The organism is Mesorhizobium sp. WSM4887, from assembly GCF_029625865.1.
Classification (GTDB): domain Bacteria; phylum Pseudomonadota; class Alphaproteobacteria; order Rhizobiales; family Rhizobiaceae; genus Mesorhizobium.
Genome location: NZ_JARTVP010000017.1, coordinates 1 through 24221, shown reverse-complemented (window position 1 = coordinate 24221; position 24221 = coordinate 1). Strand labels below are relative to the sequence as shown.

General features: G+C 61.0%; 18 protein-coding genes and 3 pseudogenes. 17 read left to right on the top strand and 4 right to left on the bottom strand.

Annotated features, from left to right (window positions below):
* From P9230_RS30345 to P9230_RS30335, 3 genes are all read right to left on the bottom strand, one after another.
* The gene (locus P9230_RS30345; RefSeq protein WP_236383243.1) at nucleotides 1–387 is read right to left on the bottom strand and encodes a Mov34/MPN/PAD-1 family protein; all 387 of its coding nucleotides are present in this window, start codon (nucleotides 385–387) and stop codon (nucleotides 1–3) included.
* Between the two features lie 98 nt (nucleotides 388–485).
* Nucleotides 486–1103, bottom strand: a complete 618-nt coding sequence (locus P9230_RS30340; RefSeq protein WP_024505653.1) for a putative metal-binding protein — start codon at nucleotides 1101–1103, stop codon at nucleotides 486–488.
* Nucleotides 1096–1392 carry a DUF2604 domain-containing protein gene (locus tag P9230_RS30335; protein ID WP_024505654.1) on the bottom strand — a complete coding sequence of 99 codons (297 nt, stop codon included), beginning with the start codon at nucleotides 1390–1392 and terminating at the stop codon, nucleotides 1096–1098. Before P9230_RS30335 ends, P9230_RS30340 begins: the two co-directional genes overlap by 8 nt.
* A 902-nt stretch (nucleotides 1393–2294) precedes the next feature.
* Here P9230_RS30335 and P9230_RS30330 point away from each other — a divergent pair.
* The 17 genes and pseudogenes from P9230_RS30330 to P9230_RS30250 form a co-directional block, all read left to right on the top strand.
* Nucleotides 2295–3188, top strand: a pseudogene (locus P9230_RS30330) (hypothetical protein); the annotation flags it as partial.
* Between the two features lie 88 nt (nucleotides 3189–3276).
* A pseudogene (gene fni / locus P9230_RS30325) lies at nucleotides 3277–4321 on the top strand (type 2 isopentenyl-diphosphate Delta-isomerase).
* An 86-nt stretch (nucleotides 4322–4407) separates the two neighbouring features.
* Nucleotides 4408–4639, top strand: a pseudogene (locus P9230_RS30320) (IS5/IS1182 family transposase); the annotation flags it as partial.
* Nucleotides 4640–5306: 667 nt separating this feature from the next.
* On the top strand, nucleotides 5307–7613 hold the full coding sequence (locus P9230_RS30315) for a S9 family peptidase (protein WP_063169235.1): 2307 nt from the start codon (nucleotides 5307–5309) through the stop codon (nucleotides 7611–7613).
* An 833-nt stretch (nucleotides 7614–8446) separates the two neighbouring features.
* A complete protein-coding gene (locus P9230_RS30310; protein WP_063169234.1) occupies nucleotides 8447–11911 on the top strand; it encodes a Ulp1 family isopeptidase in 3465 nt (1154 codons plus the stop codon).
* Between the two features lie 219 nt (nucleotides 11912–12130).
* Entirely contained in the window at nucleotides 12131–14155 is a 2025-nt protein-coding gene (locus P9230_RS30305; protein WP_063169233.1) for a conjugal transfer protein TraG, read from the top strand.
* 116 nt (nucleotides 14156–14271) lie between these two features.
* Nucleotides 14272–14685, top strand: coding sequence for a CopG family transcriptional regulator (locus P9230_RS30300; RefSeq protein ID WP_063170364.1), 414 nt, complete (start codon nucleotides 14272–14274; stop codon nucleotides 14683–14685).
* Nucleotides 14682–15650 carry a P-type conjugative transfer ATPase TrbB gene (gene trbB, locus P9230_RS30295; protein ID WP_024502850.1) on the top strand — a complete coding sequence of 323 codons (969 nt, stop codon included), beginning with the start codon at nucleotides 14682–14684 and terminating at the stop codon, nucleotides 15648–15650. Before P9230_RS30300 ends, trbB begins: the two co-directional genes overlap by 4 nt.
* Nucleotides 15651–15662: 12 nt before the next feature.
* The gene (locus P9230_RS30290; RefSeq protein ID WP_024502851.1) at nucleotides 15663–15971 is read left to right on the top strand and encodes a TrbC/VirB2 family protein; all 309 of its coding nucleotides are present in this window, start codon (nucleotides 15663–15665) and stop codon (nucleotides 15969–15971) included.
* Complete coding sequence (locus tag P9230_RS30285) at nucleotides 15971–16243, top strand: VirB3 family type IV secretion system protein (protein WP_024502852.1); 273 nt, start codon at nucleotides 15971–15973, stop codon at nucleotides 16241–16243. The genes P9230_RS30290 and P9230_RS30285 overlap by 1 nt, the downstream gene beginning before the upstream one ends.
* Entirely contained in the window at nucleotides 16237–18687 is a 2451-nt protein-coding gene (trbE, locus tag P9230_RS30280) for a conjugal transfer protein TrbE (RefSeq protein WP_063169232.1), read from the top strand. Before P9230_RS30285 ends, trbE begins: the two co-directional genes overlap by 7 nt.
* The gene (gene trbJ / locus P9230_RS30275; protein WP_024502854.1) at nucleotides 18684–19409 is read left to right on the top strand and encodes a P-type conjugative transfer protein TrbJ; all 726 of its coding nucleotides are present in this window, start codon (nucleotides 18684–18686) and stop codon (nucleotides 19407–19409) included. The genes trbE and trbJ overlap by 4 nt, the downstream gene beginning before the upstream one ends.
* Nucleotides 19410–19442: 33 nt before the next feature.
* Nucleotides 19443–20765, top strand: coding sequence for a P-type conjugative transfer protein TrbL (gene trbL / locus P9230_RS30270; protein WP_063169231.1), 1323 nt, complete (start codon nucleotides 19443–19445; stop codon nucleotides 20763–20765).
* A complete protein-coding gene (gene trbF, locus P9230_RS30265; protein WP_063169230.1) occupies nucleotides 20766–21497 on the top strand; it encodes a conjugal transfer protein TrbF in 732 nt (243 codons plus the stop codon). It abuts the gene before it with no gap.
* Nucleotide 21498: 1 nt separating this feature from the next.
* Nucleotides 21499–22524: a P-type conjugative transfer protein TrbG gene (gene trbG / locus P9230_RS30260; protein WP_164548809.1), complete on the top strand. Its 1026-nt coding sequence runs from the start codon at nucleotides 21499–21501 to the stop codon at nucleotides 22522–22524.
* Nucleotides 22521–23735, top strand: coding sequence for a TrbI/VirB10 family protein (locus P9230_RS30255; protein WP_063169228.1), 1215 nt, complete (start codon nucleotides 22521–22523; stop codon nucleotides 23733–23735). The genes trbG and P9230_RS30255 overlap by 4 nt, the downstream gene beginning before the upstream one ends.
* Before the next feature lie 12 nt (nucleotides 23736–23747).
* Nucleotides 23748–23990: a DUF2274 domain-containing protein gene (locus P9230_RS30250; RefSeq protein ID WP_024502859.1), complete on the top strand. Its 243-nt coding sequence runs from the start codon at nucleotides 23748–23750 to the stop codon at nucleotides 23988–23990.
* Nucleotides 23991–24019: 29 nt separating this feature from the next.
* Here the strand turns inward: P9230_RS30250 and P9230_RS30245 are convergent.
* Nucleotides 24020–24221, bottom strand: a 202-nt coding sequence (locus P9230_RS30245; RefSeq protein ID WP_206520515.1) for a hypothetical protein, incomplete at its 5' end; no start/stop codon positions are given.

The window sequence follows — 24221 nt, the reverse complement described above, 5'->3', positions numbered from 1 at the left end:
TCAACTCGATATCATGATCATTCGCGACAGTGCCGCGGGAGGGAGCGCATTCCATTTGGCCTTTTCGTCAAGCCGATAGGCGGCGACCCGAGCAAAATCGAAAGGCTCGCGGGCGAAATTCGGCACTACCAGCGACAGACACCCAACCGTGGTAGCAACCGCATAAGCGTCGTCCGTCGTCGAATGGTAGGCGCGGCCCGGATGGCTGTGAATCTGGGCCAAGAGTTTCAGGCCGCTTTTGTAGAGCCAGACATTGAGCCGGTGCAGTTCTTCGGCCGCAACGATCACGCAAACGCCATCGTTTGTCCGAATGTGACGCTGCGCCGGGATAACCGTCTCTGTTACGGCAAAGTGCCGCTCTTGCTGAACGCCGACCCAGAGCGCCATCCCCTCATTGCCCTCGCGACCAACTGAGCGCAGATGCCCATGCGTGGTCGAGATGCAGCCGCGCGGGAGAGTCACGATCGTTACATCTCTCAAACCAGTCATTCTTGTATCGCCTGAGGGGATACCACCATTCCTACGATTGTCGGTTGGAGTTGAATCTGCAACTGCTCTATAGGAACGATTCCGTACTTGATGATCTTGTCCAGGATGAAGGCCAAACAGCCTTCGCCAGAACCCCGATGAAGCAGCCATGGATCACCTGAATGGGCTGGATTGTCGTGGTATTCCCGGACGCCCGCCATGCACAGGAATGGTTCGTCCTCGGGACTGTTGGCCTGGATGAAGTCCGTCAGCGGCACGGCGTTCTGCTGGATGAGAGCTCCTATCATCTCCGGCGGCGTTCCGGGCAGCGGCGGACGTCTAAGCATTTTCAGGTATAGATCTTTCCGGGCAATCGGATGACGCGTAAACGGATCGACGAAGACCACGGACGGTGGTCTTAAGTCGTAGTCGGTGAAGTCGACCTCGCTCGCTGCGCTGACCACCCGTGGCTTTAACTTGGGGCTGGCGAAAATGAAGAAAGCGCGCGGAAAGGTCGCCTCGATCAAGAAGCAGCCCTGAGCCCGATAGACATCAGCATATGGCCGGAACCGGCCGATCTCCCGATCAAACTTCGCTCGGGAGACCTCCGGATCCACACTTTGGTGTTTAGGCACCTGCGACGCCCGCCTTCAGGCTGAGGAACAGGGTCACAGTATTCGGGAAACCGAAGTCGCCAAGCTTCTTGTCGACATCGAGCAAGTTGCCGGCCTCATCCTTGAATTCCCAATTCTCGGCTGGTTGGGCGACATTCTGCGTGTTCTCAAGGGCTTTGGTACGAATGACGTGAAGCGGCTGGTTGGGATTGGCTTCGACCTGCGTGGGCTGGCCGTTCACCACCACCGTGATCTCGATCTTGCCCGGTCCGCCGCCGTGATTATCGCCCTTACCCGAATCCTTCGACATTGTCCTACTCCTGTGGCTTGCCAACCGCCCCACGCCCTGGCGCCCACCTGCGAGTGAGACCGGCGGTCTTCAATCGTTCACCCGGCGCCACGGCCGCGAGTACGCGAAAGACAGGGGATAAGCTACCGAATCGGTGCTTGCCTTCTTTTATGGGTGACTTGAGCCGCAAGTAAATGGTCTCAAATTGCTCCTCACAACTATAATCGATTAGAGCAATGCAAAAATATTGGCGACACGCCTATTCATCTGCTCTCTCACTCGCCTGCTCCGTGCTTGGCAAGGGGAGCTTTGACTGCGTCACGCGTCCCCCAAGCAGCCGATTGCGCCGGCAGCGCCGTAGGAACCGTCGTTCAGAGTCTTCACCACTCAAGCAGCCGCATGGATGCAGCCGACGCTCGTCTCCACAAACAGCGCAAGTGGTGCCTTGTTGGATAAGGTCGCCTCGTCCCTGGTGCAGCATCTGTCGGAACGGGTCCGCTGCGAGACCATGCCTCATCATCGCGCATGCGCAGCAGCCGGCGGTCGATGCTCGTAAGGCGTTCTGCTCATTTCGTGGCGAAGGCGCTGCTCGACTCGCGGACATATGCGGGCACCGAGGCGGAGGCTGACCAGTCGGCGCCGCGTTCGCGGATGTCGCTTGCAATGTGCTCGCGTGCGTTTGCCGCCGGCGACCTTGCCGTCCTCGCCTGCTATGGCGAGCCGGCGCAAGCGGATTGCTCGATACTGCCGGCGAGGCTGCGGGCCGGTCCTAACGGCCGTTCACAAGAGCTTGCATCAGCAACTGGCAATCGGATCGATAACTTCGCGATCGCCGTTATGGCGCGGAGATGCGGTCTCGCCGGGTTGTGGCTGGCGCTTCGTTGTGGGCGGCGCGTCGTAGCCGAGGGAGCAGGGGCGGCGCCATGATCCAGACCGAACGCGCGCTGCAGCAGGTGCTTGAGTGGGGGCGTGCCCTGACCGGTTTCGCGGATGAGCATGCTGAGGAAGCGGTAAGGGGCGGCCAGTATATCCTGCAACGCATTCACCCGAGCCTGCGCGACACCAGCGCCCGCACCGGCCGCGATCCGCAGGACGAAACGCTGATCGTGGCGTTCTATCGCGAACTGGCGCTGCTGTTCTGGCTAGACGATTGCAACGACGTTGGCCTGATCGCGCCGGAGCAGCTCGCCGCCCTGGAGCAGGCGCTGGGGCACGGCGTACCGTGCGTGCTCTCCGGATTCGAGGGCTGCGCTCAGCTGCGCGCTTCGCTGGCTGCGCTCGCTTACGATCGTCACGACTATGCTCGGCTTCTCGACTATACCCGGTGCTACTGCGCGGCGCTGCGCGCCGGACACGCGCAGGCGGCAGGGGCGCGACGCTGGTCTTACGCCGAGTACCTGCACAACGGCATCGATTCGATCGCTTACGGGACCGTGTTCTGTTGCCTGTCGCTGCTGTGGGGGCTGGACATGGCGACCTTGCGCGCGCGTCCAGCGTTTCGCCAGGTCCTGCGGCTCATCTCAGTGATAGGGCGCCTGCAGAACGATCTGCATGGACGCGACAAGGACAGGTCGGCCGGCGATAACGCGGCGATCCTGCTTCTGCAGCGCTATCCGGCTATGCCTGTGGTTGAGTTCCTCAACGACGAGTTGGCCGGCCATACGCGCATGCTGCACCGGGTGATGGCGGAAGAATGCTTTCCCGCGCCGTGGGGACCGTTGATCGAGGCGATGGCGGCGATCCGCGCGCAGTACTACCAGACTTCGACCAGCCGCTATCGCAGCGACGCTGCAGGGGGAGGCCAGCGTGCGTCGGCCTGGACGCGCCGGAGGCGGCGGCTTGGGCGCGCTGCCGTCGGTTCGATCCGACGCAACGCCGTCGCCCGCTGCTACGGATGGAGCGAGCATGAGCGACACCGCCCTGAGCCGGGGAAGGACGAACATCTGGACATCGTGCTGGATCGGCGAACGGCGCCGGCCACGGTGGCCGCTGGCTGGGAGTACATCCATCTCGAACACTGCGCACTGCCCGAGTTGGACCTGACGCAGATCGACCTGCGCGCCTCGCTGCTGGGCAAGGCTATGCGCGCGCCGCTGCTGATCAGCTCTATGGCCGGCGGCATGCCACGGGCCGAGGCCATCAACCGGCATTTGAGCGAGGCAGCGCAAGCCTTGGGGATCGCCATGTGCGGTTCGCAGCGTGTGAGCCTGCAATCCCGCAACTCCCAGGGGCTAACGCGCGCGCTGCGCCGCCTGGCGCCAGACATTCCCTTGCTGGCCAATATCGGCGCCGCGCAACTGCGGGAGGCCGACGGCCTGGACCTGGCGCGTCGCGCGGTGGACGCGCTGGAGGCCGATGGGCTCATCGTCCATCTCAATCCGCTGCAGGAAGCGGTACAGCCGGAGGGCGACCGCGAACTGGCGCGGCGTCCTGGCGCTGATCGCTGGCGCCGCGCGCATCGTGGGCGTGCCGATGGTGGCCAAGGAAGTGGGGGCGGGCCTGTCCGCCTCGGTGCCTGTGCGCTCGTCGAGGCGGGCGTGGCGGTAATCGATGTCGCCGGCGCCGGCGGCACCAGTTGGGCCGCAGTGGAGGGCGAGCGCGCCCGCAATGCCGCCGACCGTGCAGTGGCGATGTCATTCGCCGATTGGGGGATTCCACCCTGACCAGCGTGCAGGCGGTGCGTCGGGCGCTGCCAACGGTGAAGCTGATCGCGTCGGGCGGGATCCGCGATGGCGTCGACGTGGCCAAGGCCATCCGCCTGGGCGCGGACATCGCCGGGCAGGCGGCCAGCGTGCTGGGCGCGGCGACAGTGTCCACCGGGGCCGTTGTCGCGCATTTCGAGATCGTCATCCGCCAGTTGGCCGTCGCCTGCTTCTGCACGGGCTCGGCTGATCTGGCGGCGTTGCGTCAGGCGCGCTTGTTGCCCTCGTCGCATTTGTCCGCCGGTTGATGTCGGCGTCGTCCGCACGCTAACAGCAGGCTGCTGAAATACCTACGCCAAAGACAGACTATTGATCCCCCTGGCGAGACGGCTCGATTGACGGGAGCGATGTGTTCATGGAGCAGCTGTTCACGATGAAGCGGTTGGAAGATTTCGTTCCAGCCGGTCATCCTGGTGCCCGCACCGGCTGATGATCAATGGAGCGCTGGTGCGGCTAGACGGCATCCTTTCCGGCATGTACGCCTGCAGTGCCAAAGGCGGTCGCCCCAGCGTTGCGCCGGAGAAATTGCTGCGGGCCGTGTGTTGCAGGTGTTCTACAGCGTCCGTCGGAATTGATGCAGCAGGTGCTGCTGTGGCAAGGCCAAGACCCGGGAATGCCGTCAGCTTTGATCAGGCGCTTCGGGCCGTCGGAAACGCGCGAAGAGTCCGGCTTTCGAAAAAGGCCGAACGCCTCAGATAAAGCCAGAACTCCTTGGGTCACCATCAAACCAATTTGACGCCCCGGGACAATTTCGTCCGGCATTGTCCGGTGTGCGACGATGTTGGGGATGCGACATAGGCGGATTGCCGTGTATTTAAACCGCTTTTCCTTTGGCACGCATATTGCGCCCTATCGGTAAACCTCGTCATGGGCCGGCGGCAATCGCTCGGAGATTGTCGAAATAGCACAATGATTTCTGCCGGGGTGACATCCGGCCCGACTAGAGCAGGACCTTTCAGATGATGCAGAAAAGCAAGCGGCCATACTCGCGGGGAAATAGTCGCGTCAGGGCTGCATGGACGCTCTTTCCTGGTTGTTTCGGCGGCGGACGCCAACTCTTCAATCGGCACCCGAACCAGTGCCTGGATGTCCAAGGAGCGCCCCTGTTGCGCGTGCCTGGCTGCACCCGCGTGCTGGCTCTCCTCCAAGGCGACGCTTCGGCGCTGCTGCAGACCGGCGACGAGAACCCAACTTCAAAATTAGCATTCCGAAAACCGAAAGAAGTGAACAGGTATGTCCAGGATCGGCGCTTTGACGCGCGCCGCATGGCGATCGGCAACTCAGACGCTGGCCAAGGGTTCGAAAAGTTTACACCCGACGCTAGCGCCGGCCGATTTCAAGCGCGCACTTACGATCAACGATCGATATGGCGGGCTCACTGTCAATGTCCCCAAAATGCCTTTCTGGCTGACCGGGGGTGAAGCCTTCGTCTACCGCCGGACTAGCCACGGCGAGCAGCAGTTCATGCAGGTCGATGCTGCCACGGGTTTCAAGCGGCCCGCTTTCGATCAGGCGCGTCTGGCGGCAGCGCTAAACAAGGTGAGCCATGAGAGCTATCAAGCCGGCAATCTTCCGTTCGACCGTTTCGAACTGAGTGAGGATGGTCGCAGGCTCGACTTCCAGATTGAAGACACCCGGTGGAGCTGCGACCTTGCAAGCTATGACTGTACCAGCACCACATTCGATGCAAGGAAAGGGGACCGTAGGGAGCTCAGCCACCGCTACACGCCGCCAGCGGAGAACAACCCCGACAAGAGCAACGCGTCGCCCGACGGCAAATGGATCGCCTATATCAAGAACTGCAACGTTTTCCTGCGCAGCGAGGACGGATTGCAGGATGTTCCTCTGAGCCGGGACGGAGCCGAAGGCAATTGCTACGTCTTTTCGACGCTGAGCTGGTCGCCGGACTCGCGCCACCTCGCCGCTTACCTTGTTCGCCCCGGCTATAGGCGAGAGGTCCGCTACCTCAATTCTTCGACGGACCAGTTGGAGCGGGAATATTCAACAAAATTCTATCCCAGGCCGGGCGATGTCCTTCCGCTGCCCCAGCCAGTCCTGTTCGACATTGCCGGCCGGCGCCAGATCGTGATTGACGGTGCCCTCTTCTCGAACGTCTTCGAACTTTCCCCTCTCCGGTGGTGGGCGGACAGCCGCGGCTTCACTTTCGAATATAACCAGCGCGGGCATCAGCTTTATCGCCTGGTCGAGGTAGACGCCGCCTCGGGCCGCGGGCGCTCCCTGATCGATGAGACCAGCGAGACATTCGTTGATTATTTGCCGCTGGGGCATGGCCAGGAGGATGCCGGAAAAATCTTCCGTTACGATGTCGATGACGGGAAGGAGATCATCTGGGCATCAGAGCGCGACGGGTATGAGCATTTGTATCTTTTCAACGGCCGGACAGGCGCGCTCGAAAACCAGATCACGCGAGGTGAGTGGGTCGTCCGGAGGGTCAACCATGTCGATCCGGTCAAGCGTCAGATCTGGTTCGAGGCGAGCGGGATGAACTCGCAGGAGGACCCCTATTGGGTCCATGCTTACCGCATCGGCTTTGACGGCAAGGGACTGACTGCACTGACGCCCGAACCGGCCAACCACCATATCGAGTTCTCGCCTGACAGGCGCTATTATGTCGATCTCTGGTCACGCATCGATCTGCCCCCGCGCATGGCACTCTACCGCGCCAGCGACAATGCCAAGCTCCAGCAGATCGAGACGGCCGACATTTCTGAGCTCGTCGCCGCAGGCTGGCAGCCGCCGCTCAGTTTCCATTCCAAGGGGCGCGACGGCAAAACTGACATCTGGGGCGTGCTCCACCTGCCAGCCAACTTCGACCCGACGAAGAAATACCCGGTTGTGGAGAATATCTATGCTGGACCCCACGGCTCCTTCGTCCCAAAATCCTTCTCGCGGTGGACAGAGCCGCTCACGCAGCTGGGCTTCGTCGTTGCTCAGATCGACGGCATGGGCACCAACAACCGCTCCCGCGCCTTCCATGATGTTGCTTGGAAGAATCTGAAGGACGCAGGATTTCCCGATCGCATTCTGTGGCACAAGGCGGCGGCCGCGCAATATCCATGGTACGACATATCCAACGTCGGCATTTTTGGCGCATCCGCCGGCGGCCAGAGTGCAGTCAGCGCGCTGCTCTTTCACCCCGATTTCTACAAGGTCGCCGTCGCCAAAAACGGCTGCTTCGACAACAGGATAGACAAGACCTGGTGGAACGAACTTTGGATGGGGTGGCCGGTCGGCATTGAATATTCGCAATCCTCCGCCGTTGACAATGCTCACAGGCTGCAGGGCAAGCTGATGATCGCGGTCGGCGAAATGGATGATAATGTCGATCCGTTTTGCTCGTTCCAGCTTGCCGATCGACTCATCAAGGCAGGAAAAGATTTTGACATGGTCTACGTTCCTGGTGCCAATCACCATACTCTAGGCACCTACACCGAGCGCAAACTCCTAGACTTCTTCGTTCGCAACATTCTCGGTCAGACCCCGCCCGACTGGAACACCAAACCGATCGAGCTGGAATAGCTTGTGGCTCTTGCAATTGTTAGCTCGCCTTATCAGCTGTAATCAGGGCGAGGCGCGAGCAAATCTGCACCGAAGGACGATCGTGGAGTCTAGGACTTGCGCTGCGTATTGAGGATCGGCTCGCCGCGACGTTGGTCTGAGCAAACTGCTTGATAGGCACGCCTGCAGACCGCGTGTGTGCGATTGCAAGATCCCCTATCAGCCTGGTGTGAAGCGTTCAGGGGAAAAGCCGCACCCAACGCCGCTTCCGCTCGCCGTAACGCTACGGCGGTGCGGCCCACCGATCCGCTCGACGAGCATTGGAACACATAGGTCCCCGAACGGACGATTGCCTTGGCAATAGAAGACCCTCGTCGGTCATCGCCGCTGTGGGTGGCAGCCCGTCGGTCTGGAGCTGCCACGATTCTCATCCTCGCGTCACATATGAGCTGAAGCTTTCCGGATCGGGTATCCAATCGGCATCCAGTTGCTCGGCGATATGGTTGAATTCTGCCCTCAGGACAAGAGTGAGTAGAGCAGCCCCGCTACGAAAATCCCATCCTGGTTCGTTTGACGCATCGACTATTCAGATTGATTGGCGTGATACCCGGCGCGGCCGCAACACGCGAGGCCGTCAACCGCTGAGCAGAAAACCAGCCTTCGCCTTCCGCGGCGGCGGACCTCGTCAGCCTCTCGAAAGCTTGCCTGAGTAGGTTGCTCATGTGATCTGTGGAAGTGAGGATAGCGTGCACCCGTACAAACTAGACATTCATCGTGGCAGCTTGGCTGCAGGTGCAGCACGCCGTACCGCACGAGCAAGCGGACAGGCCGGCCAAGCCGGTTTTGAGCAGCACTTGGGCGAACTGCAGGCGGCGGACGAGTTGATGGGTGCGCTAGGCGAGGAGGTCCTCGTCAATGGCTCGCATGGTAAAGGTGAGTTGAGACCAACGAAGAGGCAGAGGATCCAAAGCAATCTGCAGCATGCTGTCACTGAGCGGCAACCAGGTGAGGTTGGCAACTCAGGCGCTCGCGTGATGATGCAACTCCCCACCGATCAGGTGGGTACATCGGAACGGGAGGCGCAACTTGTGATGCAGGGGGACGAGCACGAATACACCCCAGCACCGCATCTCGACGGGTCGATGCCCTCGACAGTGCAGCCGGATCGTCCAATTGTGGTCCCCGACGGTGCCGACAAGCGTCCTGTTTATTCCAACGATGCCACCGCCATCGAAGGGCTGAAGTCAGCACTCCTTGCGGGTAAAGCCAGGCCGGACACGGTCACTCGCAGCACAAATTCTCTTTTCGGCTTTAGTCGTTGGCTCTTTCAAAACAACAAGCCAGGGCTTGCTGCTCGGCTTTACCATCCGTCGCTGAGCCAGGATCTCGAGGAGTACGAGAGTAGGGGTGGTTCCTCCACCGTGGCTGGCGCACTGCGTCAATTGATGAAGTCGATGGGCGGAGCCGGCCCGATTGTGGGTCGCGCTGTCCTGAACCCCCATCCTGACGACGCCGCGCTCACCAGACATTTCAGATCCGCGAGCGGCTACGCAACTGCTCTTAACCATTTCAGTCATTACCTACGTCAAAATGACAAGCTCGGAATTGCGGGTCGCATTTACGATAAATCGCTGGATAAAGATGTTGAGAGCTACAAGGCCGCCTCCTCTAATGGTGGAGCTCCGATCGAATCTGCGCTGGTTTATCTCCGCAAGAACCCGCCGCGCGTTATACTCGGGAATCATCTGGAAAACGCGGTCAGCATGGAGGCTCGTCCCCGTGGCGACGCTGCTCAGCATACCGCACCACAGCAGGGATTCGATTGGCCAGAGGAGCTCCTGCCGGTAGGTTATAAGGAGGGCACCGATCTACCATTGTCTCTCGCCCCAACCGCGCACCAACACCAAGCGCCCGACTTTGGAGAGGCCGTCCCTCACTTGAACTGGCGCCACGGCGACCAGGGCGCCCCGGAGGAGCTGGTAGCTGCACGGGACAGGAGCAGCCCGCTGCCAAGCGAGGCGGTGCCACATAAATCTGGACGGGGACTCGCTACGCAGCCCAGATTGTGGGCGGAGAAATCCGCCTCGCCAGAGCTCTTTCGACGGCGGGCGGAGCAGGCTCTGCCGGCGTCCGCCAGAGGTGTGGAGACATCCTCCGCGGTTGATGAAGCCGCGCAGGCCGCTCGCCAAGCTTTGGCTTGGTTGCAGCAGGAGATGGAGGGGATCGAACCGATGCAGGATCCTCATGAGGTGGCTACACCGGAATGTGAGGCGCAGCTCGTCAGGCAGAGGGATGAGCACGAATCCACCCCAGCACCGCATCCCGGAGGTGGTGGGTCGATGCCCTCGACAGTGCAGCCGGATCGTCCAATTGTAGTCCCCGACGGTGCCGACAAGCGTCCTGTCTATTCCAACGATGCGACCGCTATCGAAGGGCTGAGGGCAGCATTCCACGCGGGTAAGGCCAAAGCGAACACGGTCACTTACAATGTAAATTCTCTTTTCGGCTTTAGTCGGTGGCTCCTTCAAAACAACAAGCCAGGGTTTGCTGCTCGGCTTTACCATTCGTCGCTGGATCAGGATCTCAAGGAGTACGAGAGTACGGGTGGTTCCTCCACCGTGGCTGGCGCACTGCGTTACCTCAAGAAGTCGACAGGCGGAGCCCCGATTATGGCTCGCCCTGTCGTGATCCCCTATCCTGACGATGCCGAGCTCATTAGAAATTACAGAGCCGCTTCGACCAAGGAGTACCTGGCAGCGCCTGCGACCGGACGGAATCCAGATACCGTGGGCGGCTATACAAATTTTCTTAGACATTTTAGTCAGTACCTGCGTCAAAATAACAAGCTTGGGATTGCGGCTCGGATTCACGACAAATCGCTGGATAAAGATGTTGAGAGCTTCAAGGCTGTCTCCTATGGTAATAGGCTAAGTATCAGTTCTGCATTGGCTCACCTCCGGGATATCCTGCCGCGCATTGTGCTCGGGCGCGAAACTGTCCTTTCTGCTCATCCGGCAGACGCAGTCACCAGGCGCGTTGGGGCCGCTGCTGAAGCTGGGCCAGCGGCACCGGCAAGAGCTCCCCAACCCGCCTCGCCAGCAACCGCTAGGCTGCCAGGCACCTACCGCGGCCTTCCACTGGTTGATGTGACCACACTGACTACCAGTTCCTCTGGGGCTCAGATCGGGGCGCTCGATCCGACAGCCCCGTCCAACGTTGCAACGGGGCGGGTGCTCGGCGCCGCCGAATGGCTGAGCGACGCCCATATCCAGAGAGATTACAATTTGCTGGAGGGGCAACTGCAGGGGATCAATCCGGCGCTCGCTGCCCGGACTCGGCTGGTGGATCCTTCCGTATCCCATCTACTGCGACACACGTCGCCGCAAGACGCTCGAGGCATATTGCAGTCCATCTATAATCAAAACAACGCCACAGCCGACTTCCTGTTCTTGCCAGTGAATAATGGCACGGCTACTAGCCCCGGCACCCATTGGTCGCTGCTGCTCGTTGATCGCCGCGACCCGGAAAGGCGGTTCGCCTATCACTACGACTCCCTCCAGCGAGAGGGATATAACGACGTGCCTGCAAAACAGCTCGCAGGACTGCTGAATGCCACCTTGGCGCCAGCCCCCATGGCCAGACAGACGAACCATTATGATTGCGGCGTATTTGTCCTGGAGGGCACGTGGGCGCTGGTTGAACGATTGGTGAAAGGGCAGCGGCCAGACCACGAGCCGCTGCCCCTCGACAACCTCGTTGCCGATCGGCAGGCGCTGCAAGACCGGCTAAGGAGGCGCTTGCCGCACGAGGAAGAGCCGCGGCAGCTGCTGGAGGATGAACCCGCCTCCCCACCGATGATGGCATTCGAGCCAGGGGAACTGCGGCAACTGTTGGAAGACGAGCCTGCCTCCCCACCAATGATGGCGTTCGAGCCAGGGGAACTGCGGCAACTGTTGGAGGACGAACCTGCCTCCCCACCAATGATGGCGTTCGAGCCAGGGGAACTGCGGCAACTGTTGGAGGACGAGCCTGCCTCCCCACCAATGATGGCGTTCGAGCCAGGGGAACTGCGGCAGCTGTTGGAGGATGAACCCGCTTCCCCACCGATGATGGCGTTCGAGCCAGGGGAACTGCGGCAACTGTTGGAGGATGAACCCGCTTCCCCACCGATGATGGCGTTCGAGCCAGGGGAACTGCGGCAACTGTTGGAAGACGAGCCTGCCTCCACTTGGGCACAAATCAATTCGACCCCACATGCGCGAGCGGACGGTGTTCATCAGCCAGCCCAGGCGCCGTGGCTCCCTGAACGCAGAAGATAACTTTGCGGAGGAGCGGTCACGCAACTGTCGGCGGCGCCGGGCCTCAGGGTGAATGGAAAGGATGGAGTGGCGGATGGTGTCGCGTGAAGGCGCAACACGCGTGCTGACCGACCTGCATACGTAGGAAGTCGTTCATTGCTCCCAAATCGTATGTGAGGAACATTCCTGTCCCGGCTGCGCCGCGCGATGCTAGGTCGCGTTGTTCAGCGGGCCAAGCCGATGACACCTACGAAGCTACTGATCGGGCAGATCGCCGTTGTGTGCGCAATTGTCATTATCGGCGTATGGACGGCAACCCAATGGTGCGCTCAAATGCTGACCTACCAGACGCCTCTCGGCGCACCATGGTTTCTCTTCGCCGGCTGGCCAATCTACAAGCCGTGGAAGCTGTTTGAATGGTGGTTCCACTTCGATGCTTATGCGCCGGAGGTCTTCGACAAAGCCGGTACGCTTGCAGGCGCCAGCGGATTCCTGGGTTGTGCCGCCGCAATCGCTGGCTCGCTTTTGCGCGCGCGACAGCGCGGGTCGGTTACGACCTATGGGTCTTCACGGTGGGCCACGACTCATGAGGTCGAGACGGCAGGGTTGTTACGGCCGGCGGGCGTTTTCCTCGGTAGGCTGAACGATCGCTATCTGCGCCATGACGGCCCGGAGCACGTCATGGCATTTGCGCCGACGCGTTCGGGCAAGGGCGTGGGGCTGGTTGTTCCAACGCTACTTTCCTGGACCGGGTCTGCCATCATTCATGATATAAAAGGCGAAAATTGGCAGTTGACCTCCGGCTGGCGGTCGAAATTCTCGTACTGCCTTCTGTTCAATCCGACCGACCCGAGATCGGCACGCTACAACCCGCTGCTGGAGGTGCGCAAAGGCCCAGATGAGATCCGGGACGTTCAAAACATCGCCGACATCCTCGTCGATCCCGAGGGCGCGCTGGAGCGACGGAACCACTGGGAGAAGACCAGCCATTCACTCCTAGTTGGCGCCATTTTGCACGTGCTCTACGCTGAAGAGGACAAGACGCTGGCCCGCGTCGCCACCTTCCTGTCGGACCCGCAACGCTCGTTTGCCGCAACGCTACGGCGGATGATGACGACAAACCATCTCGGGACGGGGCATAACCCTCAGGTCCATCCCGTAGTGGCCTCGGCGGCTCGCGAACTCCTGAACAAGTCGGAAAACGAGCGCTCAGGCGTCCTCTCGACCGCCATGTCCTTTCTCGGGCTTTATCGTGATCCAACGGTCGCGGCGGCCACTTCGTCCTGCGACTGGCGCATCGCTGACCTAGTGGATGGAGAGCGACCGCTGTCGCTCTATCTGGTCGTGCCGCCTTCGGATATCTCGCGCACCAAGCCTTTTGTGCGACTGATCTTGAACCAGATCGGCAGGCGGTTGACGGAGCGTCTGGAGGGGGACCCGAAGAAGAGCCGTAAGCATCAGCTGCTCATGATGCTGGACGAGTTTCCGGCGCTCGGTCGCCTCGACTTCTTCGAAACGGCGCTCGCCTTCATGGCAGGTTATGGCATTCGCTCCTATCTGATCGCACAATCTTTGAACCAGGTTTCAAAGGCCTATGGCGAGAACAATGCTATTCTCGACAATTGCCACGTGCGAATTGCCTTTTCCTCCAATGACGAACGCACGGCCAAGCGCATCTCGGATGCCCTCGGCACCGCAACCGAACTTAGGTCGATGCGCAACTATGCGGGCCATCGGCTTGCGCCCTGGCTTTCACATGTCATGGTGAGCCGCCAGGAAACCGCGCGCCCGCTCCTGACGCCAGGCGAGGTGATGCAATTGCCGCCGTCAGACGAATTGGTCCTGGTTTCTGGGTTGCCGCCGATCCGCGCCAAGAAGCTGCGCTATTATCAGGATCAGAATTTCACAGATCGGGTGCTGCCTGCGCCGGTGCTGCACGACGGACCCTATGCGGACTGCCCTGCATCACGCCCGGACGGCTGGACTGGACAAGTGTGCAGCGTCGATAGCCGACTTGCTGCGGACGAGGAAAGCGCCGACGCGCCAGTTGAAGACGAGGGAGGCGTTCAGCAGCAACGCCATCCAAGCCTGCCCGAAGAAGACGTTGTTGTCTCTCAAGAGCCCGATCAGGCCGATCTGTACAAGCCCGCAGACGATGACAGCGAAGCGCTCGCGGACAAGCGTGTCATGGATCGGATTTCCACTGCGGCCCGCGTCTACGGTATCAACGAGGGCAGGGGCGACGATGTCATTCCCGGCTTCTGAAGTCCGCTGAGTTGCAGAGCGCACCTCAGCGTAGATAACGGCCATAAGCAATTTTGAGCGTCTGGCCGATGCTTCTCCCGTCGCCGGCGCAACGCCGGGCCGTCGGAACGATCCGCATGAAGCCGCACCGCATTCGCCATCAGTTTCTGCTTGAGCCGGAGCTCAGCGAGAAACTGGACAACCTCAGTCGCGATCCGTCAACGACCAAATCAGCGATCGTGGGGAAGGCGATCGAGGCGTTCATCGAGCGGCGTGGCGAGAGCGAGTTCGATCGGCGCTACGGCGTAAGGCTTGACCGGCTCTCCCGCGATCTTGCCCACGTCAGGCGCGATTCCGAGGTGATCCTGGAGAGCCTGGCGCTCTTCATCCGCTTTTCGATCACCCTTCACGCCCACACGCCGGTCCCGGATCGGGCAACGCAGGCTATTGCCCAAGAGCGTTTCGAGAAATTCGTTGAGAAGGTCGGCCGCCAGATCGCTTCCGGCAAAAAGTCGCTTAGCAAAGACAATGGTGGGGGAGGGGAAGGATGAGCTCTCATCCCGAGGCCGACCACCGGCGGCGTGTCATGCTGCGCACCGCCATGGGTCCGGCAATCACCGAAGCCCTGGCCGATCCGTCCGTCATCGAGGTGATGGTCAATCCCGACGGCGCGCTGCGACTCGACCGGTTAGGCGAAGGTCGGGTCGATACCGACGTTCACATGCACCCGTCCGAGGCAGAACGTATCATCCGCCTGGTTGCTTCGCACGTGCGCGCCGAGGCGCACGCCGACAACCCGATCGTCAGTGCCGAATTGCCGTCTGGCGAACGCTTCGAAGGCCTGCTGCCACCTGTGGTGTTGGCGCCATGTTTTGCCATCCGCAAGCCCGCCGCGAAAGTCTACACCCTGGCCGACTATGTTGCCGAACGCATCATGCTGCCGCTGCAGGCCGATGCGCTGAAAAAGGCCGTCCGCGAGCGGCGCAACATGCTGATCGCCGGCGGCACTTCCTCGGGGAAGACAACACTCGCCAACGCTCTGCTGGCTGAAGTCGCCGAATGCGACGATCGGGTGATCCTGATCGAGGACACACGCGAACTGCAGTGCGCGGCCAGGGACTGCGTTGCCCTGAGAACAAGGCGGGGCTCGGTCACCCTTGCCGATCTCGTGCGCTCGACGCTGAGGCTCAGGCCGGACCGCATCATCGTGGGCGAGGTGAGGGGCGCGGAAGCGCTCGACATGCTGAAGGCATGGAACACCGGGCACCCAGGCGGCATCGCTACCGTACACGCCAATTCCGCGCGCTCGGCTCTCTATCGCATTGAGCAACTCGCCCAGGAAGCGGTGGTCACCGTTCCCCGCCGGCTCATCGCTGAGGCGATAGATCTGATCGTCTTCATAGCGGGACGCGGCTCGTCGCGCCACATCGACGCAATCGCCGAGGTCACCGGTCTCGACGGCAGCGGCGATTACGCCGTTGCCCCGCTCACGCTTTCGCAACTCCAGCAGCTTTGAAAGGCCTTCCTCATGCGCAAGAAGCTTCGCTTTCTTTCGTCCACAGCGCTCGCGTTTCTTATCACGGCCCCGGTTTATGCCGCCGGCTCCGGCATGCCGTGGGAGCAGCCGCTGCAGCAGATCCTGGAGTCCGTGCAGGGACCGGTCGCCAAGATCGTTGCGGTGATCATCATTATCACCACCGGCCTGACGCTTGCCTTCGGCGACACCGCCGGTGGTTTTCGGCGCCTGATTCAGATCGTCTTCGGTCTGTCGATCGCCTTCGCGGCATCGAGCTTCTTCCTCTCCTTCTTCTCCTTCGGTGGTGGGGCGCTCGTCTGATGGCCGCCGGGGAGCAGCATATCGAGGGCTTCGCAGTACCGGTCCACCGGGCGCTGACCGAGCCGATCCTGCTCGGCGGGGCTCCGCGCGCGGTGGCGATCCTCAACGGTACAGTGGCCGCGGCCATTGGCTTCGGCTTGCAGCAATGGATTGCTGGTCTGGTGCTTTGGATCGCAGGCCACTCGTTAGCGGTGTTTGCCGCAAGACGCGATCCGGACTTCGCCAGCGTGCTTGTGCGCCACCTACGTCTGAAGGGGTGGCTTGCATGCTGAACCTTTCGGAATATCGAAGCAAAGCCGACCGGCTTGCCGACCATCTACCCTGGGCTGCCTTGGTGGCGCCCGGCATCGTGCTCAACAAGGACGGCAGCTTTCAGCGGACGTTGCGGTTCCGCGGCCCGGATCTCGAAAGTGCGACGGAGGCTGAACTCGTCGGCATTTGCGCCCGGGCGAACAATGCTCTCAGACGCCTTGGCTCTGGCTGGGCATTGTTCTTTGAGGCCGAGCGCACAGAAGCGCTGGGCTATCCGAACTCGCATTTTCCTGACGCCGCGTCGTGGCTGGTCGACGAAGAACGCCGCGCTGCTTTCGAGGGGAAGGTAGCGCACTACGAGAGCCGCTATCATCTGACCTTGGTGTTTATGCCACCGCCGGACGCCCAGGCGCGCGCAGAAAGCACGCTCGTCGACTCTCATTATTCCCGAGGAGAAAGAGACTGGCGCCAGGATCTGGCGAGGTTCCGTGACGAGACCAACCGCGTGCTCGATCTCTTCTCGGGTTTCATGTCCGAAGTACGCGTCCTCGATGATGCTCAGACGTTGACCTACCTCCACGGCACGATTTCGCCTCGTCGCCATCCTATCATGGCCCCGGAAACGCCGATATATCTGGATGCAATCCTGGTCGATGCGCCGCTTACCGGTGGCCTGGAGCCGATGCTGGGTGAGCAGCATCTTCGCACACTGACCATCCTCGGCTTTCCGAACCTCACCCGGCCCGGAATCCTCGATACCCTCAATCATCAGGATTTCGCCTATCGCTGGATGACGCGCTTCATTCCGCTCGAGAAAACGGAAGCCACGAAGACGCTGACGCGATTGCGCCGGCAGTGGTTTGCCAAGCGCAAATCGATCGTGGCAATCCTACGCGAGGTCATTACCAACGAGCCGGTCCCGCTTGTCGATAGCGATGCCGACAACAAGGCGCTCGATGCCGACGAAGCCCTTCAGGCATTGGGCGGTGATCATGTGAGTTTCGGCTATCTCACCACCACCGTGACGGTGTGGGGCGAGGATCGCCAAGCCGCTGCAGAGAAGCTTCGCGCGGTCGAGCGCATCATCAATGGGCTCGGCTTCACCACGATCCGAGAAGGCGTCAATGCGGTCGAGGCTTGGCTCGGCTCATTGCCTGGCCATGTCTACGCTAACGTTCGCCAACCGCTCGTTCATACATTGAACCTTGCCCATCTCATGCCGCTGTCGTCGGTTTGGGCCGGTCCTGCGACAAACGAGCATCTCGCGAAAGTCACCCAAACCGAAGCGCCACCGCTTTTCGTTGCCGAGACCAGTGGGTCGACACCGTTTCGGCTTTCCACCCACGTCGAAGATGTCGGCCACATGCTGGTTGTTGGTCCGACCGGCGCCGGCAAGTCGGTTCTGCTTGCTCTGATTGCTCTGCAGTTCAGGCGCTACGCCGGCGCCCAGGTTTATGTCTTCGACAAAGGCAATTCGGCCCGTGCTGCAACACTTGCCATGGGTGGAGAACACCACGCGCTAGGAGCGGACGGTTCCCTTGCCTTTCAGCCACTGCGCAGCATCAACGACCAGGCTAGCCGAAGCTGGGCGGCCGAATGGATCGCCAGCCTTGTTGCCCACGAGAACGTCACCGTCACGCCGGAGGTGAAGGAGGCTATTTGGTCAGCGCTGGCCAGCCTTGCCACCGCGCCGGCGCAGGAACGCACACTGACCGGTCTTTCGGTCCTGCTTCAATCCAATGCGCTGAAGACCGCATTGATGCCCTACACGCTCGACGGTCCCTTCGGCCGCCTGCTCGATGCCGATCATGATGGGCTGGCCTTGTCGGATGTGCAGTGTTTCGAGACCGAGGAGTTAATGCACAGCCAAAGCGCTTTGCTGCCGGTGCTTACCTATCTGTTCCAGCGACTTGAGGAACGGTTCGACGGACGGCCCACGCTGATCATGCTCGACGAGGCGTGGGTCTATCTCGACAATCCGCTGTTCGCCGCCCGCATCCGCGAATGGCTGAAGGTGCTGCGAAAGAAGAACGTGTCGGTTGTCTTCGCTACGCAGTCGCTGGCTGATATCGCGGGCTCTGGCATAGCGCCGGCAATCATCGAAAGCTGCCCGCAGCGCATTTTCCTTCCCAATGATCGTGCCGTGGAACCCCAGGCGCGCACAGCCTACGAGCGCTTCGGTTTAAGCGAGCGGCAGATCGAATTGATCGCCCGCGCCACGCCGAAGCGTCAGTATTATCTGCAATCGCGCCGCGGCAACCGTCTGTTCGAGCTCGAGCTTGGCCCCATCGCTCTTGCGCTTTGCGGTGCTTCCGATCCGGCCACGCAGACTCTGATCGACAGGATCATGTCCGAAGACGGGCAAGGCAGCTTTGCCTCGCAGTTCCTGATCGCGCGCGGCCTCGATTGGGCCGGCGAACTTCTCAAGCAATTCCCTCAACCAGACAAGGAGCAATTCTCATGATGCGGCGACGCCTTCTCTCCGGCCTGATCACCGTTTCCCTGATCGCCAAGCCTATGGCCGACTATGTGCAGCCCGCCTACGCCCTTATCGTGTTCGATCCGTCCAATTATGCGCAGAACGTGCTGACGGCCGCGCGCGCATTGGAGCAGATCAACAACCAGATCCAGTCGCTGCAGAATCAGGCGACCATGCTGCAGAACATGGCGCGCAATCTTCAGCGTCTGGATTTCTCTTCCGTTGGCCAACTCACCGGTTCGCTCCATCGCATCGACGGCTTGATGGACCAGGCGAGTGGCCTCAGCTTTGATCTGGGCAAGCTTCAAGACCAGTGGCGCAGCCAATATCCGGAAAGCTACGACGCCACGATCAAAGTCAGCGATGTGGCGAGTGCTGCGCGGGAGCGTTGGCAAACCGCCATGCAGGCGTTCCGCCAGACCATGGGTGTCCAGTCGCAAATCGTCGAGAACGTCCGCGCCGACGGCGATCTGCTCGCCGATCTCGTCAACCGCAGCCAAGGGGCGGCCGGTGCGCTTCAGGCAAGCCAGGCCACCAACCAGCTGATGGCGCTTTCGACAAAACAGCAGATGCAGATCCAGACGCTGCTCGCAACGCAGTTTCGAGCTGAGGCCGAGGATGCCGCCCGCAAGGCCCAGTCAGACGAAGCCGCCCGCGAGATGACGAAGCGATTCTTGGGTACCGGCTCGGCTTATCCCGGCAATTAATCACGAGTTCATCACGACGAGAAAGGCAGCGGCATGAACGACCTTGGCGTCATCGATCGCTTCATGGAGACCTTCATCCGCTACATCGACAGCGGGTTCGGTCTGCTATCGGGCGACCTCGCCTTCCTCACTACCATTCTGATCGGCATTGACATCACACTTGCCGGCCTGGCGTGGGCGCTCGGCGACGAAACCAGCGTTCTCGGCCGGCTTGTCCGCAAGGTGCTCTATGTTGGCGTCTTCGCCTTCATTCTGAACAATTTCAAGAACCTCGCCGATATCGTTTATCGTTCTTTTGCCGGTCTCGGGATTAAGGCGTCGGCCGGCAATCTGTCGGCAGACAATCTCTTGCGCCCGGGCCGCATTGCCGCGACCGGTTTCGAAGGTGCTTGGCCAATGCTTGACCAAGCCAGTCAGCTCCTGGGCTTCCCGGAAATCTTCGGCAACGCACTGACCATCTTCGTGCTGCTGATGGCCTGGTTCCTGGTCATCATCGCCTTCTTCATCCTTTCCATCCAGCTTTTCATCACCATCCTTGAGTTCAAGCTCACCACGCTGGCAGGTTTTGTTTTGGTTCCATTCGCACTTTGGAACCGTTCAGCGTTCCTGGCCGAACGCGTGCTCGGCCATGTTATCTCGTCAGGCATCAAGGTGATGGTGCTCGCCGTCATTGTCGGTATCGGCTCCACGCTCTTCGGGGAGTTCGCTTCCGCATTGCAAGGCAAGGAGCCGGATCTTGCCGGTGCCATGTCCCAGGTACTGGGCGCACTGGCATTGCTTGGCCTTGGCATTTTTGGGCCGGGGATCGCGTCGGGTCTTGTCTCAGGCGCACCGCAGCTTGGGGCGGGCGCCGCCCTCGGCACGACCGCGGCGGCAGCGGGTGTATCACTCGTTGCTGGAGGCACAGCATTTGCTGGCGCGCGTATGGCAACCAGCGGCGGTGTCGCCGCCATCCGAGCCGGCACAACAATGGGATCGGCTGCTTCCACGTCATGGCAGATCGGGCGCGCAACCTCGCCCGACGCTGGCCTCTCCGGTGTGGCTGCTGGAATGCATGGTGTAACCAGTGCAGCTGGCGGCGCCGCTATACGCATAGCGCGATCCGCCACTGCAAGTGTTGGGCGCAACGCCGATGCCGGGCGCGATGCCGCGTGGACCGCGACCGGCGGCACGCCGACAGCGCCAATGACCGAACGCTCTGCCGGTTCGGCCACTGTTTCGGCGCCGACGTGGGCAAGGCGCCTACGTTCTGAACAGACCGCCCGTGCAAATCGCCACGCTGCCATGCAAGCTGTCCGAGACGGAGACCGGCCGGGAGGCAGCGCCACCCCCTCTCTCAACGACAAGGATGACTAGATGCTCTTCAAGCGACCCGTGCACCGTTACGGCAAAACACCCGAACCGGTCACGCCGTATCAAAAAGCCGCCCAGCTGTGGGACGAGCGCATCGGCTCATCTCGACTGCAGGCCAGGAACTGGCGGATCATGGCCCTTGGCTGCCTGGCCTTGGCGACCGGGCTTTCCGGCGGACTCGTATGGCAGTCGATGCAAAGCCGTGTCGTGCCTTATGTCGTCGAGGTCGATGGCTTCGGCGAGACGCGCGCCGTCGCGCCGGCGATCCGGAATTATGAGCCCTCGGATGCTCAGATCGCCTGGCATCTCGGCCGCTTCATCCAGAATGTCCGTTCCGTTTCCACCGATCCGGTTTTGGTACGGCAGAACTGGTTGGCAGCGTACGACTTTGCTAGCGATCGCGCAGCGCTCTTCCTCAACGAATACGCCAAGGCGAACGACCCCTTCGGTCAGATCGGAACGCGCAGTGTTTCGGTACAGGTCACCAGCGTGGTCAGAGCCTCCGAAAGTTCATTCCAGGTCAAATGGACCGAGCAGGTGTTTGAGCGCGGAAGCCTTGCCAGCACGATGCGCTGGACTGCGATCCTCACGATCGTGATTCGCTCGCCAAGCAATACGGATCAGCTGCGCAAGAATCCGCTCGGCGTCTTCATCAATGCCATTGACTGGTCACGCGAGCTCGACAGCGCCGTCCCAACCCCCCTTTCTCCGACGGAGTCCACCAATGAAAGGTAAAATGTCACCGATTCGTGCCGTGCTGATCCTATCGGTGTCGGCAGCGGTCGTTTCCGCTTGTGCATCGAAGAAGGTGCCGCCGCCTGAGATTTCCTATGACGCTGCCGACTTCAAACCGGCCGCGATCGAAAAGGCGCCGGAGAGGCCGATTAGAATTGTCGAGGTGCCAAAACCACTGCCGCTGCCTGGCCAAATGCAGCCCGAGCCCGGCAAGGCCGAGGACAAGCGCCCCCCTGAAGAACGCGTCGCTGATGCCAACAAAGCCGCGACCCAGCAACCCACCAAGTACGGGTATGTTAATGCCGTGCAAGTCTACCCCTTCACCGATGGCGCGCTTTATCAACTCTATGCCGCGCCGGAGCGCGTGACCGACATCGCTCTGCAGCCGGGCGAGAAACTAACCGCCGTGTCGGCTGGCGACACCGTGCGCTGGGTCATTGGCGATACCGCAAGCGGCACCGGTGACAATCAGCGCACCCATGTTCTGGTAAAACCCTTCGCGCCGGGTCTTGCCACCAATGTCGTCATTACGACGGACCGGCGGACCTATCATTTGCAGCTTCAAAGCACCGAGAAGACCGCAATGGCGGCAATCTCCTGGACCTACAGCCAAGACCAGATCATCGCGCTTCGCCAGCGCAATGCTCAAGCCGAGGCAGTTACACCGGTCGCGTCGAATATCGCGCTCGAAAACCTTCGCTTTCGCTACTCAATCAGTGGCGACACACCGCCCTGGAGACCGACGCGAGCCTTCGACGACGGCAGCAAGGTCTATATTGAGTTCCCTCGTCGCATAGATCAGGGCGAGGCGCCACCACTCTTCATCGTCGGCGCAGATGGGAGCAGCGAGCTCGTCAACTATCGCGTGCGCGGCAACTATTACATCGTCGATCGGCTCTTCGCCGCGGCCGAACTTCGCCTCGGCACCAAGCGGCAGCAGGTGATCCGCATCAGCAGGATTGACGGCAGGCAACCGCAACGGCGGATCTCGCTCTTTCGCGGCAGCCGGCGAGGTGAGGACTCATGATCGAAAATTCCCGCTCTGGCATCCCGCCGAAACTGGATCCCGAGGAACTGCAGCTTCGGGCCTCTCCCCGCCGCGTGGTGCGGTTCAGGCGCGGTGTGATCATCGCGATCGCAGCGCTCGGATCCGGCGCTGTCTTCGGCGTTACCATGATCGCCCTCCAGGGGCCGGCCCTTCGCATCAGGGATCAGGCGGAAGATCTCTACAACACTGAGCGCAAACCAACCGCCGAGGGGCTCGATACGCTTCCCCATGACTATTCCGGCATGAAGCCGAAGCCTCCCGTCCTTGGGCTACCTTTGCCGGGCGACCTCGGCCGCCCCATCCTCGAGCGGCAGCGCCAGCTCGGCATCGTGCCGGGCCAAGACATCTCGGCCGAGGAGCAGCGTCTAGCGCAGCAGGCGATCGAAGCGCGTGAATCGCGGGTGCTTTTCCGCGTCGAAAATCGAGCTCAAAAGACAGATGTCGGAGAGAGCGTGCAAACTGCTCAGCATCCATTTGAGGCGCTTCCCCAATCCGAAGCAGGACGCGCGTCAGCCTCGGTGGCGGCGGCGGAAGGCGACCAGAACAATCAGCAGCGAAAGCTTGATTTTCTCAGCCAGCGGAGCACTGGCGGGATCTACAATCCGCATGCGCTGCAGACGCCGATCTCGCCATATCAACTGATGGCTGGCAGCGTGATTGCCGCCAGCCTGATCACCGGCATCAATTCCGATTTGCCGGGCCTTGTCGTCGCGCAAGTCACCGAAAATGTGCACGACACGGTCACGGGCAACATATTGCTGATTCCGCAGGGCTCACGTCTTATCGGCGTCTACGACAGCGTCGTCGCGTTCGGGCAAAAGCGAGCGCTGCTGGTCTGGCAGCGCATTCTGCTGCCCGACGGCTCGTCGGCCGAAATCGACAATCTGCCCGCGAGCGACACCGCCGGCTACGCAGGGCTGGAAGACGAAGTCGATTTCCACACTTGGCAGATGATCAAGGGAGTGGCGCTTGCCACATTGCTCGGTGTCGGCACAGAATTCAGCCTCGGCGAAAACGAGAGCGATCTGGTCAAGGCGATCCGGGAATCAGCCCAGCAGAACGCCAGTCGAGCCGGCCAGCGCATCACCGAAAAAAACCTCAATATCCAGCCCACCATCGTCGTCCGCCCAGGTTGGCCACTGCGCGTCATCGTGCACAAGGACATCGTGCTGCGGCCATACGCCAGTTGAGCAGGAGTTATCATGGCTGACCTGAAACTTGGAAAACTTCCGGACCGAACAGCTTCGAAGATCACCATTACCGTCAGCGCGGAGCTGAGCCAAACACTCAAGGAGTATGCTGCACTTTACCGTCAGACCTATGGTCAGTCTGAAACCGTGGCAGAACTCATCCCTTTCATGCTGGCGGCGTTTCTGGAAGGCGACCGAGCCTTTGCCAAGGCCAGAAAGGAACGTCTGCCGACGGAGCTTGCCGGAAAATCGTGACTCCTCCGCTAGGGCAGCTGGAACATTGCCTAGCTGTCGCGACCTACCTGCTCCTCGCGAAGCATAGGATCAAACACCTTGGAATGCAGGTATGCGCAAGAGATGATGTGGAAGGAGATACCGCGCAACAGCCTAAGTTTGCATTTTCGATTTGGTCGGCCGTGAACTATCCGCAAGCCATTGATCTGGCCTGTTGATTGAGGCGGATAGCGGCTTTGGAATTGCAGGATT

What these genes read in the sequence shown, in the direction of transcription:
- trbE (WP_063169232.1), top strand. Translation starts at nt 16,237, where the DNA reads ATGCTGAACCTTTCGGAATATCGAAGCAAAGCCGACCGGCTTGCCGAC.
- P9230_RS30315 (WP_063169235.1), top strand. Translation starts at nt 5,307, where the DNA reads ATGTCCAGGATCGGCGCTTTGACGCGCGCCGCATGGCGATCGGCAACT.
- trbL (WP_063169231.1), top strand. Translation starts at nt 19,443, where the DNA reads ATGAACGACCTTGGCGTCATCGATCGCTTCATGGAGACCTTCATCCGC.
- P9230_RS30305 (WP_063169233.1), top strand. Translation starts at nt 12,131, where the DNA reads ATGACACCTACGAAGCTACTGATCGGGCAGATCGCCGTTGTGTGCGCA.
- P9230_RS30250 (WP_024502859.1), top strand. Translation starts at nt 23,748, where the DNA reads ATGGCTGACCTGAAACTTGGAAAACTTCCGGACCGAACAGCTTCGAAG.
- trbJ (WP_024502854.1), top strand. Translation starts at nt 18,684, where the DNA reads ATGATGCGGCGACGCCTTCTCTCCGGCCTGATCACCGTTTCCCTGATC.
- trbG (WP_164548809.1), top strand. Translation starts at nt 21,499, where the DNA reads ATGTCACCGATTCGTGCCGTGCTGATCCTATCGGTGTCGGCAGCGGTC.
- P9230_RS30255 (WP_063169228.1), top strand. Translation starts at nt 22,521, where the DNA reads ATGATCGAAAATTCCCGCTCTGGCATCCCGCCGAAACTGGATCCCGAG.
- P9230_RS30285 (WP_024502852.1), top strand. Translation starts at nt 15,971, where the DNA reads ATGGCCGCCGGGGAGCAGCATATCGAGGGCTTCGCAGTACCGGTCCAC.
- trbB (WP_024502850.1), top strand. Translation starts at nt 14,682, where the DNA reads ATGAGCTCTCATCCCGAGGCCGACCACCGGCGGCGTGTCATGCTGCGC.
- trbF (WP_063169230.1), top strand. Translation starts at nt 20,766, where the DNA reads ATGCTCTTCAAGCGACCCGTGCACCGTTACGGCAAAACACCCGAACCG.
- P9230_RS30300 (WP_063170364.1), top strand. Translation starts at nt 14,272, where the DNA reads ATGAAGCCGCACCGCATTCGCCATCAGTTTCTGCTTGAGCCGGAGCTC.
- P9230_RS30290 (WP_024502851.1), top strand. Translation starts at nt 15,663, where the DNA reads ATGCGCAAGAAGCTTCGCTTTCTTTCGTCCACAGCGCTCGCGTTTCTT.
- P9230_RS30345 (WP_236383243.1), bottom strand. Translation starts at nt 387, where the DNA reads ATGGCGCTCTGGGTCGGCGTTCAGCAAGAGCGGCACTTTGCCGTAACA.
- P9230_RS30335 (WP_024505654.1), bottom strand. Translation starts at nt 1,392, where the DNA reads ATGTCGAAGGATTCGGGTAAGGGCGATAATCACGGCGGCGGACCGGGC.